Here is a 17,599-nt window from a genome sequence, read left to right as displayed (position 1 = left end):
ATCATAGTCACCACCAACCTGGCCTTCGGCGAGTGGCCTGCCGTGTTTGGCGACGCAAAGATGACCGCCGCTCTGCTCGACAGGCTCACACACCACTGCGAGATCGTCGAAACCGGAAATGAATCATGGCGCTTTAAGAACCGCTCTCAAAGCTAAAGCCGAAAAGACAAACAATCCGCGCCCGCAGGCCCTGCGCTAGATTGAAAGCTCCAGGCCTACGCGCGCTGACCCTATGCAACCAGAGGCAGGGGTCCCTCTTGGGAGCCGATAGGGGGTCCCGTTACCAAGCCGATTGACAGACGAAATTTTTCCGAAGCCACGTAATTTTTCCGGAAACTGCACGATCGGAGGCGGTCACAGATGAATGTCCCTGCGAAGTATCTCTTGGGAATGGATGAACTGAAGAGCGTGGAAAGGAAACTGAGCGTCATACAGCAGTATATCTCTGCGGGTAGGTCCAATGAACTTTGGGCGGTTTCCGACGCCATCATACCGAGGCGCTCACTTCAAAACTGGCTGCGAAATCCCGTAAAAGCCAAGCACGCCACGTTGGTGAAACATGGCATGCTTGATGTTCTGCTTGCCGTGCTCCCGCCGTTGCACATTGCCGAGAAGGTGGACAATTACAAATTCGCGCTTGCTGAGATGGGTGAGAACGAAGGGACGCAAAAGCGTTTAAGAGATTACGATGGCGTCTATGGCATCTACCACCAGATACCACCCAAATTGCTTGATCCCAAATTCGTTGCCATCAAGTTTTCCAAGGAGCCGTTCTTCACCAGTTTTGTGCTTCGCGCCAAAGTCGAGGGCGGCTCCGCAGATTGTGACGGCTACGTGTTTTCTAAGGGCAACTACATCATCATGAGTGGGCTCTCGAAATACCTGAACATTTTCCTGGTGGTGAGATCCGTAGTCGAGCCTGCGGAAACTCCACTCAAAGGGATGCTAACGATCAACGATGAGTCGAGAAATCAGTGCCTCTGGTCACAAGTCATTCTTGTTAATCGTCGCTCTGACGTCGATCGGTCCAAATCCAGAAAAGATGCCTTGAAAAAAGGAATGTCTCTCGCCTTTCATGAGGTTTGACAGTGCTAGGGTATCCCTGGACATGGCCTTTCTGAAGCGTAGAGCGGACATGGCCGGGGTCGGATTCGTCTCTGAACGCGAGAAACTGATCACCACAATGATCCGCGCGCAGGTGATGAAACGATCATGGCGGATCCACGCAAGCACACTCGACAGCGGCTCTTTGCGGCAGACGCGCCTTCTTGCAGCCTAGACCTTCAGATCGAACAGTCGGGCTTGCGCTACGTGGCGTCGCGTAACGAGCATAAGCCCAACTCACCCAGGGATTAGAGGGTGAGAAGGACCAAGTGCATCACCGCTGCCGCGCATCAAAACGACGACCCGAGCCGGACGAATGAGACTTAAACCCACGCGCGGAGTGCGAGAGAACATACGTCTTTTTCGATCAGGGGGGAAACGGGGTGAACGCCGAAGGGCACACGTCGGCCGTGCAGCGCCATTTGCTCCAAGCTCAGCGACTGAAGAGCAAGCCCCAGATCCATGATCTCAATTGGGTTTCCATCTCCAGCGGCAAGGTTGACGAGGTTGCCGTCGGTAATGAGGAAAATCCGTTTGCCGCTGGAAAGGTGATACTCCTTCACGCCGTCCCGGCAATGCCTGATCGACACCGCCGCTCGTTCCAGCGCACCGACCTCGATCTCGGACGAAAAATGGCCAGCATTGGCCAAGATGCAGCCGTCCCGTAGTTGCTTCATTGCACCGAACGTCAGGGCACCGTCACGGCCGGTTACAGTGATTAGAATCTGCGCCTCACCGAGGCATTCGTCGAGATCAGCGGTCCGAAAGCCTTCCAGATGGGCCTCGAGGCGGCGCATCGGATCGCGCTCGACCACTGTGACATGGGCGCCCATGCCACGCAGTCGCTGGGCAACGCCAGAACCGCAATAGCCGTAGCCAACCACCACCACAGTCTTGCCGTGGAGCATGACATTCGTCGCCCGCATCACCCCGTCAACCACCGAACTCCCAACGCCGTAGCGATTTTCGACTATTCTCTTGGCCTGGGTGTCGTTGATGACCCAAGTCGCAAATCTGAGGTCAATATTGTTTTCGCGAAGACGGAAGGCGCCGGTCGTGGTTTCCTCGGTACTTCCCCTGATCGTATCGCGCAGAGCTTCAAACTCGGCCTCGGTTGCAAGCAGCGTCAGGACATCTGCGCCGTTGTCGGCAATGATGTCAGGGTTCGAACGAAGCACCTCACGGCAATGAGCGTCATGAATATCTCGGCTGTCGGCCTTGCTTCCCAATACTGTGATGGATTTGTGGGCGTTCAAGGCTTTGGCAACATCATCCTGTGTTGAGCCGGGACTACCGGTAATAACGATCTCGGCACCGCCGGCGGTGAGTGCGTCGAGCCAGACACCCGTCTTCGCCTCGACATGCAGGCAAATCCCGATGCGGAGGCCCTTGAACGGCAGCTCCTTCTCAAATCGTGATTTGATACCCGCGAGAATAGGCATATGGGCCCGCGCCCAGTCGATCTTTCGGCGGCCGCTTTCGATGTCTTGCTCCGGCGCAATAGTCACGTCATTCATTATCAAACTCCAGGTTCATCATCGATGATGCGTTCGTAGGTCAAAGAAAACTGCTGCCGTATGCTGGCGAGGGGATGTCGAGATAGTCACAAACGCTGGCACCCACATCCGCCATCTGACGGGCACCAATCGTCCCTTTTCGATCCGACAGACGGATAAGGATGGGAACGCACTCACGGGTGTGATCACTGCCCGAAAAGGTTGGATCATTGCCGTGGTCGGCGGTGATGATCACAAGATCGTCGTCGGCAATGGCAGACGACAGCTCGGGCAATCGCCTGTCGAAGGCCTCAAGCGCGTGGGCATAGCCAGCAACATCCCGGCGATGTCCAAACTCGCTGTCGAAATCGACAAAGTTGGCCATCAAATATCCGCCCTCCGGCAATTCCCTGATCGCCTTGAGCATCACGTCGAACATCGCCATATTGTCGGCGGCCTTGGCGCTTCGCGCAACGCCGCGGTAGCTGAAGATGTCGCCGATCTTTCCCACCGAAGACGTGCTTCTCCCGGCAGCAAGCGCAAGGTCGAATATCGTGGCATCCGGCGGTTCGACAGTGAAATCCTTGCGGTTTGCCGTTCTCCAGAAAGTGGCAGGGCTGCCCCCCAGAAACGGTCTGGCGATGACGCGTCCCACTCGCATCGGGGCTGTGATCTCGAACACTTTCGCACAAAGGTCATAGAGGCGCGCAAGACCGAAACTCTGCTCATGCGCCGCAATTTGAAACACCGAGTCGGCCGACGTGTAGCAGATCGGCTTCCCCGAACGCATATGTTCGATACCGAAGTCCAAGATCACGTCCATTCCGGATGCATGCTTGTCTCCAAGGATCCCTGGCAGGCCACAGACATCAATGATCCTGCTGACCAGATCTGGGGGAAACGAGGGTTGCGTTGCGGGAAAGTGTGTCCAAGGTTCGGTGACCGGCACGCCGCACAGTTCCCAATGCCCGGATGGCGTGTCCTTGCCGCCTGAAATTTCATGCCCCGCACCCCAGATTGCCTCCGGCTCGAACTCCGGCGTGGAAAAGACTCCGGGATTGGCAAGGGAGAGCGTATGGAGCAGGCCCATCTTTGCCAGATTGGGGATTTCAAGCGGGCCTTGCCGCAGTCCCGCGCGGTCGGCCCGACCTTCGTTGCACGCCTCGAGAATATGTCCAACCGTGTTGGCGCCGGTGTCGCCATATTTGTGGGCATCCCTCGCGCCTCCGATCCCGACTGAATCCAGCACAATAACGATCGCGCGCGTCATTTACTGCGACCCCCATGACGATCGCTCTGGTGGTCAAGATAGGTCTTGATCAGTTTGGTGAGGTTCTCTGCCGCAAGCGCGGCACCTTTTTTTGTGTGTTCGTGGCTCAAATGTTCATCCGCCATACCAGCACCGAAATTGGTAATCGCGGAGATCGCGGCAACGGGAATACCAAGGAACCTGGCCAGGATGACTTCCGGGACGGTCGACATGCCGACGGCCGTTGCGCCGAGTATCCGAGCCGCGCGGATTTCTGCTGGCGTCTCAAACGAAGGGCCAGAGAACCAAGCATAGACACCCGGATGAAGGCTTATGTCAGCGGCTCCTGCGGCCAGTGCAATGTCGCTGCGGATATCACTATCATACGCGACAGTCATGTCGACGAAGCGCTTGTCCGTTGTTTCACCGATCAGAGGATTGAGACCGGAGAAGTTGATGTGATCGTCAAGCAGCATCAGCGAACCCGGACCGATGTCTCCCAGCAATGAACCAGCCGAATTGGTGAGAACCAATTGTTTGACGTTCAAATCCTTAAGCGTTTCCAGAGGCTGGCGCATCACGTCAGCGACGCCTTGCTCGTAGTAATGCGAACGACCTCCCAGGATTGCCACCTTCAGGGTGCCATAGGTCCCGACCTTCATCGTGGGGCGATGGCCAGAAACGCCGCCGACATGAAAACCGGCGAGTTCCGCATAGTCGATACTGATTCCGTCAATCAGATCTGCCACCGCACTGAGTCCGGATCCCAGAATCAAAGCGATGTCGAGCTGATCAATGCCGGCCTTCTGACGGATGTGATCGTGTGCATTGTTTGTGTGCATAATAGTCTCCGGGTTCGTGAAATATTGGACTAGCGGCTTGCTCTAAGGCTTGGAGCCGCGTTCGCAGGCTTGGTGCCAAGACGTCAGGACCTGCATGATCTCAAGTGAATCGTGGATCGACCTTGCGGGGGACAACGGCACCGCCCGGTTGGCCTTAAAACTGTCTTCGGCGTTGCGGATCTGGTGTCCGAAGCCATCGAGTTCGGATTCGACGTCGATGACCTCTACGCGCCCGTCATGGTGCTGCAGTTCCATTCGATTGATGCCGGCTTCGGGTAGCCAAGGGTTCGTTTTGAATACGATTGTTCCAATCTCGCCGTGAATGGAAAGATCGCTCCGCAGGCCAAAGGTGTCACTGCTGTGAATGGACGCCAGAAGCCCTTGCTCGTACCGGATCGTGAGAGAAGCCTCGGTGATCGGACCGCCGTCGGCATTAAAACCGGCGCCGGTTATCTCGCCGCGCGTAAACACCTCTGGGCCGAAGACAGTCTGGATGACGAGTTGGAGAAGCGATACGGGATAGCACCCAAGATTGAATATCGAGCCGCCTCCTGCGGGATTTGCGAACTTGACGATGTCTGCGCTATAGCTTGCCTGCACGTATTTCAGCTTGCCGGCCCGGCCTTCGCGAAGAACGGTCTGTAAGCTCGCGATTAGCGGATGATGGAAATACGCAAAGCCCTCCATGAACAATCGGCCAGACCTCTGCGCCGCTGCGAAAAGCAGCTGAGCGTCGTCCCAACGGGTGGTCAGCGACTTCTCGCAAAGGACGGCCTTTCCATGGTGCAAGGCGCGCTCGCAAAACGCGTAGTGTACGTCATTCGGAAGGCCGACATAAACGATATCGACCGCAGGATCGTTTAAAATCATGTCGAAATCTGTCGTGGCCGCGCAGCCGTAGCGCGATGCAAAGACAGCCGTTCGCGCAGGATTTCGACCGAACACATGCATGCACTGCGATCCTGCACTCGCGGCAATGCGGTCGGCAATCGTGGTGGAAATGAAGCTTGTTCCGGCAATAGCCCAGTTCAACATGGTCGTGCCTCTAGTGATTCTTGGGCGGAACGGCTCTCCGGGCGAGATCGCGACGACTTGGAAGCGTTGCCGGCAATATAGGTCTCAACGACCGCGCGATCGTCGCCGAGCGTCTGGAGCATGAAAAGCTCTTCCGCAAGGCTGCTCACCTTGGCCATCCTTAATGCCATCAGAGATGTCGCAGACGAATCCAGGACAACAAGGTCGGCGTCACCGCCAACGGCCAGTGTCCCGATGCGGTCATTGCACCCGAGGCACACCGCATTGCCGAGGGTCATATCGTGGAAGCTCTTTAACGGGTTGAGCCGCGCGCCCAGCAACTGTTGGATCTTGTAGGCTTCGTCCATCGTACGCAGCATCGAAAAACTCGTGCCAGCGCCGACATCCGTCGCGACACCTGTGCGAACCGCCCGACTGCGCCTGGATAGTTCTTCGAGTGGAAAAAGACCCGAGCCGAGAAACAGGTTTGACGTTGGACAATGCACAGCCACTGCGCCTGTTTCCGAAAGGACATCGCGCTCGCGCTCGCTCAGGTAAATGCAGTGACCGAGCAGTGTTTTTGAATGCAGGAGCCCATAGTTGGCGTAGATATCCGTGTAGTCCCTGGCGCCGGGGTAGAGCTCGCAACTGTAACGGATCTCATCCCGATTCTCCGAAAGGTGTGTCTGGATGTGAAGGTCGGGCCATTCCTTGACCAGTAGGCCGGCCGCTTCCAATTGTGCGGGTGTGGAGGTAATCGCAAATCGGGGCGTAATGGCGATGCGACCTCGACCAGCGCCGTGCCATCGACGGATAAGCGCGGTCGTATCCCGATAGGAGGTTTCCGCTGTGTCCAGAAGACCCTCGGGCGCATTGCGATCCATCATGACCTTCCCAGCAATCATCAGCATATTGCGGCGAGCGGCCTCCGCCATCAGGGCATCCACCGAGCCCGGATGAACCGAGCAATACGCAGCAGCCGTCGTCGTGCCGTTGTTGACAAGCTCGTCGCAAAAGGCAGATGCAATCTGCTGGCAATGCGCGGCCTCGCTGAAGCCAAGCTCTGCAGGAAATGTGTAGGTGTTGAGCCAGCCCAACAGGTCCGGTGCATAGGACGCGATCATCTGCGTTTGCGGGAAATGGATGTGCAGATCGACGAAACCCGGCATGATAAGATAAGGGCGATGATCGATTTCCTCGACGGCTTCCGACAGAGCTGCCTTGACCTGAACATAGGGGCCGACCGCGGTGATCACGCCGTCCTTAATCAGCAAAGCTCCGTCCATTTCGAACCGGTAGCTGCCGTGATCGTTCACGTCGTAAGGTGTCCGTAGGAACGACAAAGTTCGTCCACGCAACAGTTTCGTTGTCATGTGATTACCTCAAATTAGGAATGCTCTAGGGCGCGGCTGCGCCAGCGCTCAGAAATTCAGCCGTGTCTGACGAAAGGCTTACCGATCGCACTCGGCGCTGCACCGGCTGTGCGCATGCTCGCCAACAGAACCAGTGTGAGGATGAACGGCAGGGCCTGAATAATCTGGACCGGGATTTCACCGACAAACGGAAGCGCATTTCCTTGCAGGCGACCCTCCAACGTGCTGAGGAACCCGAAGAGCAGGCATACGGCCAGGACCGGAACCGGGCGCCACCGCCCGAAGATGAGAGCCGTGAGTGCCAGATAGCCTTGCCCCGCAGTCATTTCCGGGACGAAGGACGACATTTGCGACATCGAGATCGAGAGGCCCGACGCCGCACAGCAAATACCGGTGAGGACGAGGGCAAGGTACCGTGTGGCCACGACCGACCTTCCCGAGGCATCCGCGGCCTGCGGATTTTCACCAGCCGCACGAAGGCCAAGGCCAAAATCCGTGCGCCAGACAATCACCGAGACCGCAATGAGGAAGACCGGGGTCAGATAAAAGAACAGGCTCTGCGATGCCAGGAATATGCCGAAGAAACCACCAATAATCGGCAGCGACGCCAGCCAGTCTGCCAAAGGGAGACTGAGCGGAAGAAATCGTTGCGCAGGTTCAAGCGTTGGGGTCTGTCCCCCCTGCTGGAAGAGAGCCAACCCGACTGTTGTTGTCAGTCCAGACGCCATGAAGTTGATGGCAACACCCGAGATGACCTGGTCGCCGCGGCACGTGATGGCCGCAAAACCCTGCAACAGGGAGAGAACGACGCTGACTGACACGGCGGCCACGACACCGAGCAGCAGCGATCCGGTCAGTGCCGTAATCGCCGCGCCCGAAAAGGCGGCGCTCATCATTTTTCCTTCAAGCGCAATATCCACCGTGCCTGAACGCTCAGCAAACAATCCGCCGAGAGCCGCGAAATAGAGCGGGGTAGCACCTTGCACCGTCGAGGCAAGGATCGAGAAGAACTCGTTGTTCATGGTTGACCTCCGACTGCGGACGTGCGGTTGCGCCAGTCGGCGAAGCGTATCCAAGCCCGGGTTATTTGGTCCGCGAAGATGAGCTCGGTTGCCGTGGTGAAGTAGATGACGAAGCCTTGTATCGCCACGACCATTTCGCGGCGAATGCCTGGCATCTGGTAGGAGAGTTCAGCACCACCCTGGACCAGTCCACCAAAGAATAGGGCACCGATGATGATACCCGCGGGATGCAACCTTCCCATCATCGCGACCGCAATTCCGCCGAAACCAAAACCTGCGGCAAAGCCGAGCGTCAGCTTGTGACTGAAACCGAGAAGCTCGTTGACAGCAACCAGGCCGGCGAGTGCACCGGAAATCAACAGCGCGATCATGGTGACACGCGGGAGGTCTATACCGGCATATCTGGCCGCCGCAGGATTGGCGCCTGCCGTTCGCAGCTTATAACCAAATCGCGACCGGTAAAGCAGTACCCACATGAAGCCTGCGACGACGAGCGCCATCACGAAGGTGACATTGCCTGGTGTCTCATCCACCGACACGCCAATCCACGAGAGGATTGAGGCGAGCGAGTAGAGGTTCGTCTGGGCTGGGAATGCGACGCTCTCGGTAGCACCCGTGCCGGGCTGGGCGAAATGGCGTACGATCAGATAGACGCTCAGGGCCGACGCGATAAAGTTCATCATGATGGTTGTGATGACAACATGACTTTGCCTCTTCACATACATGATGGCAGGGATCGCCACCCACAAGGCTGCGCCGACAGCTGACGCCAGTATAGCGAGCGGGATCAGGAGAAACGCGGGCAGCGACCCAGCGGAGATCGTGACCGCCGCAAGTGCGATGCCCCCCGCCGCGAGTTGGCCCTCGGCGCCGATGTTGAACTGTCCCGCCCGCATTGCGACCGCGAATGCGAGCCCGGTGAAAATAAAATTGGTCGCATAGAACAGCGTGTAACCGAGTGCGTAACCATGGGGGACCATGTCTCCGTCACCGATTGCGCCAATCACAAGCAGGCTAAGCGCTTCGATCGGATCTTCCCCGATCATCCATATCGCCAGACCGGTTGCCAGGGCCGCCAATGACAGATTGAGCGCGGGAATGACCCCGTAGGAGATCCAGCCGGGTAGGGCGCGCGACGTCATGGCTGTTCTCCTGTTTCGTGTACCCGTGCGTTGCTCATCAAAATGCCGAGTTGGCGCTCTGTCGCCTGCTCACGCAGAAGTTCGCCCGTCACTTTTCCTGCGCACATCACGACTATCCGATCCGAGAGCTTGAGAATTTCATCGGTTTCGACGGAGACGAGAATAACCGCTCCGCCGCGTCGCCGGACATCCAGAATACGCGCGTGGATAAGCTCGATCGTACCGACATCGACGCCGCGGGTTGGTTGACCAACGATCAGTATCTTTGGCGACCGGCTGACTTCGCGGGCGATGACCAGCTTTTGCTGGTTGCCGCCTGAAAAGTGACTGAAGATAATGTCGGGATTGGCCGGCTTGACTTCGAAATCGTCCATCAGATCCTGGCAGCGTTTTTTGACGGGTCCGGGCAATAGAGCAGGGCCGAAACCGAGATCCTCGTCATCCACGTAGCCCAGGACGGCATTCCAGGAGGCCGTGAAGTCTGAGACGACGCCGTCCTTCAGTCGGTCTGCTGGAACCACAGCAATCCCGAGCTGGCGGAACGTACTTGCCAGAGACCGGCACGATACGGCTTCGCCGTGGACGTCGATCGTGCCGTGCTCAACGGGAAGCGTCCCCGTCAATGCCTCCAAAAGCTCGGACTGTCCATTGCCGTCGATCCCGGCGATCCCGACGATTTCTCCCGCCCGCACGTTGAAACTGACCTTATCGACTCTGACACTACCCTTGCGATCGCGCACGGTCAGATCACTGACATTGAGCCGCACGTCGTCGAGCGTCGGCAATGGCGGGACGCTCCAGTCACGAAGAACGCGCCCGATCATGAGTTCCGCGAGCTCGGCTTCAGTGACTGTGGATGTGACACGGTTTGCCACAACCGTACCCCTGCGCATCACGGTGACACTCTCGGTGAGAAGCTTGATCTCTCTGAGCTTGTGGGTCACGAGCAGGGTTGTTACCCCCTCAGCCCTCAGAATTTTGAGTATCTCGAAAAGCTGATCCGCTTCCTGTGGCGTCAAGACAGCCGTCGGCTCGTCGAGTATCAGGATGCGCGCGCCACCCAACAGGGCTTTGACGATTTCGACCCGTTGCTTGCTGCCAACAGAAAGGTCGGCAACGACCGCGTCGGGGTCAACGTCGAGTTGGTAGACGGTGCGGAAGTATGCAAGACGTGAGCGGATTTCCGCGGTGTGGTTGGGTAGCCAGGCGCCACGTCGTCCAGAAAGCAGGAGATTTTCAAGGACTGTGAACTGGTCCACCAGCATGAAATGCTGGTGGACCATTCCAATCTTCAGATCATGGGAATCCTTTGGCGTTCTAAACACCACGGGTTTGCCATTGATCAGAAGTGTGCCGGTATCCGGCCGGGCGCTTCCGGCCAGGATCCGCATCAGGGTCGATTTTCCCGCCCCGTTTTCTCCCACGACGCCATGTATGGTCCCAAGCGGAACGGTAAAGCTAACCAGATGATTGGCTTTGACCTGTCCATATGACTTTGAGATGTCACGAAACTCGACAGCCGCCGCAGTCGCATAAGGAGAGGCACTGTCGGTTGCGGGCGTATTGACTTGTAGAGCGGACATGGGATCTCACTTTGCGATATCGCACGACATGGTCGTTACGTAGTCATGAACCTTGATGTCGCCGGATATGATTTTCTGGCGCAATGCAACGACCTGGTCACGCACGCCTTGTGGCACAAGCGCATCATTGTACTGGTCGAGCGCCCAGCTGACGCCGTCTTCATTCAGACCGTAGACGACGGTCCCTGCGGTCCAACTGCCCTGGAGCTCGTCATTGAGCGCCCGATAGGCGGCCTCATCGACGCGCTTGACCATGGATGTCAGGATCGTTCCGGGATGAAGGAAATTCTGGTTGCTGTCGACGGCGATGGCAAGCTTGTGCGCGTCCTGTGCAGCCTGGTAGACCCCAAGGCTGGAGCCGCCAGCTGCCGCGTAAACGATGTCGGCACCCGTGTCGAATTGCGAATGGGCAAGTGCGCTTGCGCGCGTTGGATCTCGGAACGCCGCGAACGTTGTTCCCGTCATATTGACGAGGACCTTTGCATCCTTGCGCACATATTTGACGCCCTGTTCATAACCACAGGCAAACCGACGAATCGCCGGAACGTCCATGCCGCCGACAAAGCCGACAGTACCGCTTTTCGATGTCAGCCCAGCAATTGCGCCAACCAGAAACGATCCTTGTTCTTCCCGGAAGATGACGGAACGGACGTTAGGCGCATCAACGACAGTGTCGATAATGGTAAACTTGCGGTCAGGATATTTTTTAGCGGCATCCGCGATCGCCCCTGCCATGTCGAAACCGGCAACAATCACCTCTTGCGCGCCGGCTCGCAGTGCTCGTTCAATTGCTTGAGGGCGCTGCGCTTCGGTCGAGATCTCGAATTCGATGACCTCTTCCTTCTTTTCGGTTTTGAACCGCTTCACCCCGGTTGCAATACCTTCATTGAAGGACTTATCGAATTTTCCGCCAAGCCCGTAAACGACGGCTCCCTTGAAAGGTTCGGCAGTGGCTCCTTGAACACTCATGAAGGTAAAGAGCGCTGTTCCTGCGAGTAGTGCTATGTTCCAGTTCATTGCTTCCCTCTTTTTTGTTTGAAGCTCGGAGAGTCGGGAACGAACAGGACGGAGGCGCGAGATTTGGGCATGCGGTACCCATGCACCGCAGGCATCTCAGCCACGCGGCGGCGATCTAGTGCTCAGCTCAGTTATATCCCTCGTCATCGGCTCCATTCCGACGGGGGGCATTAAAGAACAGGCGCAGATAAAAGAAAAACTACGATTACTCCCCTATTGGATAGTTTAACTATCCAATGGAACGACTGTACCCTGCGTTAACAGAAAGGCTCGCAGACGCTTGAAATCAGAAAGTTGTGCGTCTCTCGTCCGGCAGAGGAAATGGTAGCCACCGGACCGGCGTAGAAAGCCAAAGGGAGCCACGAGACTACCAGCCTGCATGTACCCGGCGATATAGGCCTGTGGAATAATCGCAATGCCGAGGCCGGCACGCGCAGCTTCAATCGTCAGGGTTAGACTGTCAAAAACCTGCCGCCTTGTGAAACGCACTGATGGTGTGTTGGTCGCAGCGAACCATTCATCCCAGAGATGCAATTGTGAGGAGGTGACAAGAGCAGAAGACCGTGACATCGCACGCGGATCGTCGACTATACCGCACCTTGCCGCAACATCTGGAGACATGACGGGCCCGACAATATCATCCATGAACTTGGTACCGTCGATTTCCGGCCGCGGGACATAGTCTCCTCCAACAATAACGGCATCGAGGCTTGTATCTTCCAGATTCTTGAGGACCGGGACCGTCACCATTTCGAGTTCAAAACCCGGCCTTTGGTGAATAAGATCGTGTAATCGCGGAACCAGCCAGTAGGCGCCAAACGTGCGCATGATGCCGAGTTTGAATGGCCGTTTGTGTGCCGCCGGACTGATTTCAGTGGCTGCGCGTTCGATCACACCAAAAGCATCTTGTATGGCGTCGGAGAAACGTTTTCCGTTGGATGTCAGCAGTAGACGCTTGCCTCTGCGTTCGAACAGAGACACGCCAAGCTGATCTTCCAAGGATCGGATCTGCTGGCTGACTGCTCCATGGACAACATTGAGATCGTCAGCAGCTTTTCGCACGCTTCCGCATCTGGCGACTGCTTCGAAAGCCCTGAGTGCAACAAGTGACGGGAGTTTAAAGCTCATCAAACCCTCCGTTAGACTTTCTCCACCGCATTCGCGTCATCGCCGCTCCGCTGCCGGCGTCGAACCCGAAGCATGTGTCTCGGGTTCTCAGATATCCGTCAGTCCGTAGATCGAGACGCATCACGTTACTACTCCTAAAGCTAGTGTCGTTTGGCAGTTAACCGTGAGATTGCCACAGTTGTTTTCCCGTTTAGCACTTAATTTGAGATTCTATCGGCCGAGAATCTCAGATTAAGTGCAACTGTGACGACCCAAGTGACTGACGCGAACAGTCTGATATCTCTTCTATAGCGCTGTCGAAGCGGGCTTTGTTCTCACCCATCATATGGCCACTCAGCATGTGAAGCATTTCGGGCCCGGCATGCTGCACAATGGCGACACCTGCCAAGAGGGCAGGGCGCAAATACAGGGGCAAGATCGGGCTTGCCGGACTCGGAAGTTTGCCGATTTCCATCTGCATAACTTCGTCGAGATCAGGAATGATGACACCGAGGACCCTATAGCCCGACGGTTCGTAACCTGGCAGCAACTTTGGGACGCACCGCATTAGCAGGAGACGGGCAATCTCACTCGGCGATACCCAGTTTTGGATACCATGCTCAGCCTCGTTGTCGAGCATTTCTTCTCCTATCAGCGCTGCATGGTGATAGCCGCGGAAGGGAAGGGAGCCGTCACTCCCGCTAACGGTCTGCAGTAGACCTCCGCAAAGCGGGCAGGTGATCCGCCAACCTAAGAACTGGCTCCGAAGAATGACGGGCAATCCGTCGGCCGTTCGGGGGCAAGTAGAGCATAATTGTCGTGGCTCGCTTGCGATCATTCGCCGGGATGATTGCGGGATGTTCGAGAACGTCATGCGGCGGACCGTAGAGCGCTCGATTGAGAATTTGTGGGCAATACAGTCGAGCTGATCTTCGGTGAGATTCAAATCGGCGGCGCGCAATGACGGCAATTCGGGGAGGCAATGCTGAAGCATGCCCGAGGGAGAGATCGCGTAGAATGCGGCATGCCGGGCAATCCACGACGATAAAAGCTCATCGGCGCACGGAGCCAGCCTTACCGGCAATCGCTGTTCGCATATCTGTGTCGTCGACATCGGCGTTCGTGCCGGTTCAGATCACGGCGGCGAGCGGCAAGTTCGATATTGAGATGCCAAATGCAGGGAACGAAGAGCCGGCACGCAGAGCGCACGGGACCAGCTCCCCGTCGAAGGTGAGTGCGTCATTGCCAAATGGCGTGATGCTGTCGCTTGAATGCGATGACGTGGACGCTTTGACAACGATCATCGGAGCGCTGGCTCATGTTCAAGCTAAACGCTGATATCCAGGTTTACCTGCATCGTGAACCGATCGACTTCAGGGCGGGGATCAATAGCCTTGCGGTCCTGGTCCAGGAGACAATGGCGCTCGATCCGTTCTCTCCTGCTGTCTTTGCATTTTGCAATCGCCGGCGTGACCGGATGAAGCTCCTGTTTTTTGATCGATCCGGTTTTGTGGGGTCAGAACAAGAGCAGTGCAAAATCGTACGCTAAGGGCGAACGGAGTGAGAACTTATGCGACCCGGCGTAGCCCGACTGGCAGACGGAGCGCTCGAAATCCGTTGGGCATCTGATGTTCGGCATCCCAGGTGTAGATGCCTGTAAGGTTGATATGTTCCCAACTCAGCGGCGAGATGTGCTTCAACAGAGTATCAGGAATGTCTCGTCCCGCTCGTTTCAGCTGTGTGACCGCGCGATCAAGATAGACCGTATTCCAGTGCACGATTGCACTGACAACGAGATTGAGCCCTGAAGCGCGGAATGCTTGGCTCTCGAACGACCGATCACGGATCTCGCCCCGCTCGTGAAAGAACACAGCCCGTTTCATCTTATGGGCGGCCTCGCCCTTGTTGAGACCGGCTTGGCATCTCCGCCGTAGTGCCGGACTTGAGTACCATTCGATCATGAAGAGCGACCTTTCGATACGGCCGAGCTCGCGGAGCGCCCTCGCAAGATGGCTTTGCTTCGGAGACGCGGACAGCCTCTTGAGTATCGTAGACGGCACCACGGACCGCGTCGTGATCGACGCCGCGAGATGGAGCAGATCGTCCCAATGATCGAGGATCAGACTGGTATTGATCGGCGCCCCGATGTGGTTCGACAGCGCCGGATATGCACCGCTCTTTTCTAGCGTGTGGAACTTCCGGTCTTTGAGATTGCGCAGTCGCGGTGAGAACCGCTTTCCGATCAAGGCGAACAGCCCGAAGATATGATCACTCGCGCCGCCTGTGTCGGTAAAGTGTTCATGGATGTCGAGGACAGTGTCCTGATCGAATAGCCCATCGAGCACATAGGCCGCCTCGCTCTCGGTGGGACTGATGGGCAAAATGCTGAAGTAGCCGTATTGATCTGACAGATGGCTATAGAATTTCGATCCGGGCTCGCTACCGTAATGCAAATTGACGTCGCCGCGCTTTGCAGCCCGGTCGCTCGCACGGAAGAATTGGCCATCGGACGATGACGTTGTGCCATTGCCCCAAAGGCGCGAATGCGGATGCTGGGTGTGGGCATCGGTGATGCACGCTTGAGCCGTGCGGTATGTCTCCGATCGGGCGTGGAATGTGCGCATCCACCCAATCTGGTGAGCGCTAATCCCCTTGGAGGCACTCGCCATTCGTTTGGGGCCAAGGTTCGTAGCATCGGCCAATACACCAGCCAGCATTGCAGAAAGATTTTTTGGGACGTCGCCGGTCCGAACATGCGTGAAGTGATCCGCAAAGCCGGTCCATTCATGCACTTCCCTTAACAGGTCGGGAACCTCGACCAACGGATACATATCGCTGATCTCGGCATTCAGTGCCTCGGCGGCCGCAGGGATTTCGCTGGCAGTTGGTATGATGATCAAGGTTCCGGCCTCAAGACGAACTCCTTCGAGCTTTCCGGATCGTGCCCTGTGCGCCAGACGCTGCAGGTTGAACTCGAGCATCTGACTCGCTTCGGCAAGCCACTGCGCGCCGTCGCTCTGGACCCCCAAACCGAGACGATCTTCTTCCTTCATCGTGATGAATGTTGTTCGCGGCATCAGATGCTCATCAATGGGCCGGAAAGATCGGCTGCCATCGACCCAGATCTCCGCAGATCGAAGCCGGTCTCGCAAAGAAGCGAGCGTTGCGATCTCGTAGAGACGGCGATCAGGTTTTTCCCGTTCGAAGATGAGCCGGCGCTCAGTTTGGCTAAGGTGGGTGAGCGGGACGCGATCAGGGAGTGGCCGCCGCTTTTCGGCATAAAGCCGTTTAAGCAGTCCAATTGCCGCTAAAAGTGGATCGTGGCGACGCGCCGAGCGGAACGTGAATGCCTGAAGGAATGCACCAGTGTATTTGTGGACGGTCGCATATTGCTCGGCTGCTACGGTCAACGACGGCGCCTCGTTGTCGTCGACCATCGACTCCAGTTCAGGTTTCATCTGAAGCAGTCGGTCCCAGCCGACTCTTTGGTCGAGAACAGCCAATGCATTCCGACCATGGTCGTTGGCGGACTGCAGCGCGGAGATGGTATCGAGGAACATGCGCAGCGCTTTGGCGGTGTTCGCTCTGCAGTCCATTTGTCGCTGCTTCTTTCGGTTGTTGGCTTGCGAGAACAACTTACCCATTAGTTTGATGAACATCGTCACCGCATCGTCCGTGAGCTTCTGGCAAAGCTTGATGACTTGAGCCACAATCAGAGCGTGGCGACGGCTGGCATTGAAGTCGTTGGCAAGCCAGGCCGGGGTTGCGTTACCCTCCCGGATCATCTGGTCCCACCGTCCCGCTGATATGCGCGCCTGTAACGTCGGATCGATCTCCAGCCGCCGCAGAAAGGCTATCCGCTCTGTCAGCCCGACCAGATTCGACGCACTTGGTGCTTCTGGCGCTGAGCGTAGCCAATGGAAGCGCGTCTGGCCGATCGACGGGTCCACTTCTAACAGACGGTCCAATGATCGGAACGTATCGAGCGGGATGTCTTTAATCAGAGTTGTCTCTGCCCAACGGCGAGCTATCGCACGGCCGGCAAGGCCAATCCGTTCGATCGTGTCGATCGCCGGTAGAAGAGCGCCGCGTTCACGAAACGCGGCGACAACTGAACTGACTATCGCAGCACCGTCGTCGGACGCCGCCGCCCCCTGAATTGCAGACAATAGCGCGGCGCGGCGATCTTGTAGCGTCGCGCTTCTCGTATCCAGATACATCATTAGCCGTGCTGTGTGATCCCGACGGGTTTCTTCACGGCGTGCATAGAGCGAAAATGCTTCCGGGGCGGCGCCGATCTGATCAGCAACATATTTAAGCATGGCGCGTGGCGGAATTTCTTCTGCCCCCAGCACTCGACCCGGGTATCGCATCAGACATAGCTGAATGGCAAAGCCGAGCCGGTTGTGATTACGTCTCCGCAGTTCGATCTCCAGGCGATCCGCCAATGACAACGAATAGTGTCGGATCAGGCTGTCCTCGTCGACTGGTATGTCGATAAGCTTTCGACGATCTTGATCTTTGAGAAGCTTGCGCTTTGCCATTGCCTGACTCCATCCATGACCAATCTGCGCTGAGCGTCGTCGAGTCGGGCCGGACAGCGAAATCAAAACTGGCGCATGTCGATGGCAATCCACAGAGATCGAATGC

At 56.9% G+C, this 17,599-nt stretch carries 16 protein-coding genes and 1 pseudogene; 5 read left to right on the top strand and 12 right to left on the bottom strand.

Annotation, left to right across the window (positions count from 1 at the left end; translation table 11 throughout):
* The 3 genes from DSM25558_RS24185 to DSM25558_RS28880 form a co-directional block, all read left to right on the top strand.
* On the top strand, positions 1-156 hold a 156-nt coding region (locus DSM25558_RS24185; protein WP_159442495.1), incomplete at its 5' end, for an ATP-binding protein.
* 204 nt (positions 157-360) lie between these two features.
* Positions 361-1,086 carry a hypothetical protein gene (locus DSM25558_RS24180; protein ID WP_077107210.1) on the top strand — a complete coding sequence of 242 codons (726 nt, stop codon included), beginning with the start codon at positions 361-363 and terminating at the stop codon, positions 1,084-1,086.
* 22 nt (positions 1,087-1,108) lie between these two features.
* Positions 1,109-1,279 (top strand): hypothetical protein, encoded by a 171-nt coding sequence (locus tag DSM25558_RS28880; protein WP_159442524.1) that lies wholly within the window; start codon positions 1,109-1,111, stop codon positions 1,277-1,279.
* 148 nt (positions 1,280-1,427) lie between these two features.
* On the opposite strand, the gene DSM25558_RS24170 is transcribed toward DSM25558_RS28880, so the two are convergent.
* The 11 genes from DSM25558_RS24170 to DSM25558_RS24120 all read right to left on the bottom strand — a co-directional run bounded on the left by DSM25558_RS24170 (position 1,428) and on the right by DSM25558_RS24120 (position 14,063).
* The gene (locus DSM25558_RS24170) at positions 1,428-2,621 is read right to left on the bottom strand and encodes an adenosylhomocysteinase (protein WP_077107208.1); all 1,194 of its coding nucleotides are present in this window, start codon (positions 2,619-2,621) and stop codon (positions 1,428-1,430) included.
* A gap of 40 nt (positions 2,622-2,661) precedes the next feature.
* Positions 2,662-3,870, bottom strand: a complete 1,209-nt coding sequence (locus DSM25558_RS24165) for a phosphopentomutase (protein ID WP_077107207.1) — start codon at positions 3,868-3,870, stop codon at positions 2,662-2,664.
* Positions 3,867-4,691: a purine-nucleoside phosphorylase gene (locus DSM25558_RS24160; RefSeq protein WP_077107206.1), complete on the bottom strand. Its 825-nt coding sequence runs from the start codon at positions 4,689-4,691 to the stop codon at positions 3,867-3,869. Before DSM25558_RS24160 ends, DSM25558_RS24165 begins: the two co-directional genes overlap by 4 nt.
* Positions 4,692-4,733: 42 nt before the next feature.
* Positions 4,734-5,726 (bottom strand): Gfo/Idh/MocA family protein, encoded by a 993-nt coding sequence (locus DSM25558_RS24155; protein ID WP_077107205.1) that lies wholly within the window; start codon positions 5,724-5,726, stop codon positions 4,734-4,736.
* The gene (guaD, locus tag DSM25558_RS24150) at positions 5,720-7,078 is read right to left on the bottom strand and encodes a guanine deaminase (RefSeq protein WP_077107204.1); all 1,359 of its coding nucleotides are present in this window, start codon (positions 7,076-7,078) and stop codon (positions 5,720-5,722) included. Before guaD ends, DSM25558_RS24155 begins: the two co-directional genes overlap by 7 nt.
* Before the next feature lie 56 nt (positions 7,079-7,134).
* Positions 7,135-8,100 (bottom strand): ABC transporter permease, encoded by a 966-nt coding sequence (locus DSM25558_RS24145; protein ID WP_077107203.1) that lies wholly within the window; start codon positions 8,098-8,100, stop codon positions 7,135-7,137.
* Positions 8,097-9,242, bottom strand: coding sequence for an ABC transporter permease (locus DSM25558_RS24140; RefSeq protein ID WP_077107202.1), 1,146 nt, complete (start codon positions 9,240-9,242; stop codon positions 8,097-8,099). The genes DSM25558_RS24145 and DSM25558_RS24140 overlap by 4 nt, the downstream gene beginning before the upstream one ends.
* Entirely contained in the window at positions 9,239-10,825 is a 1,587-nt protein-coding gene (locus tag DSM25558_RS24135) for an ABC transporter ATP-binding protein (protein WP_083716645.1), read from the bottom strand. The genes DSM25558_RS24140 and DSM25558_RS24135 overlap by 4 nt, the downstream gene beginning before the upstream one ends.
* Positions 10,826-10,831: 6 nt before the next feature.
* A complete protein-coding gene (locus DSM25558_RS24130) occupies positions 10,832-11,842 on the bottom strand; it encodes a BMP family lipoprotein (protein WP_077107201.1) in 1,011 nt (336 codons plus the stop codon).
* Between the two features lie 225 nt (positions 11,843-12,067).
* The gene (locus DSM25558_RS24125; protein WP_077107200.1) at positions 12,068-12,970 is read right to left on the bottom strand and encodes a LysR substrate-binding domain-containing protein; all 903 of its coding nucleotides are present in this window, start codon (positions 12,968-12,970) and stop codon (positions 12,068-12,070) included.
* A 226-nt stretch (positions 12,971-13,196) separates the two neighbouring features.
* Positions 13,197-14,063: a TniQ family protein gene (locus tag DSM25558_RS24120; RefSeq protein WP_077107199.1), complete on the bottom strand. Its 867-nt coding sequence runs from the start codon at positions 14,061-14,063 to the stop codon at positions 13,197-13,199.
* A gap of 110 nt (positions 14,064-14,173) precedes the next feature.
* On the opposite strand from DSM25558_RS24120, the pseudogene DSM25558_RS29510 reads away from it, so the two are divergent.
* Positions 14,174-14,287: pseudogene (locus DSM25558_RS29510) on the top strand (IS66 family insertion sequence element accessory protein TnpB); the annotation flags it as partial.
* Positions 14,268-14,498 carry an IS66 family insertion sequence element accessory protein TnpB gene (tnpB, locus tag DSM25558_RS24115; protein ID WP_077107198.1) on the top strand — a complete coding sequence of 77 codons (231 nt, stop codon included), beginning with the start codon at positions 14,268-14,270 and terminating at the stop codon, positions 14,496-14,498. The pseudogene DSM25558_RS29510 and the gene tnpB, both read left to right, overlap by 20 nt.
* A gap of 19 nt (positions 14,499-14,517) precedes the next feature.
* On the opposite strand, the gene DSM25558_RS24110 is transcribed toward tnpB, so the two are convergent.
* Entirely contained in the window at positions 14,518-17,493 is a 2,976-nt protein-coding gene (locus DSM25558_RS24110; protein ID WP_077107197.1) for a Tn3 family transposase, read from the bottom strand.
* Between the last annotated feature and the right edge of the window lie 106 nt (positions 17,494-17,599).

The organism is Agrobacterium sp. DSM 25558, assembly GCF_900100825.1.
Taxonomy (GTDB): Bacteria; Pseudomonadota; Alphaproteobacteria; order Rhizobiales; family Rhizobiaceae; genus Agrobacterium.
Note: the sequence above shows the minus strand (reverse complement) of the source record. Positions and strands in the feature narration are given on the sequence as shown.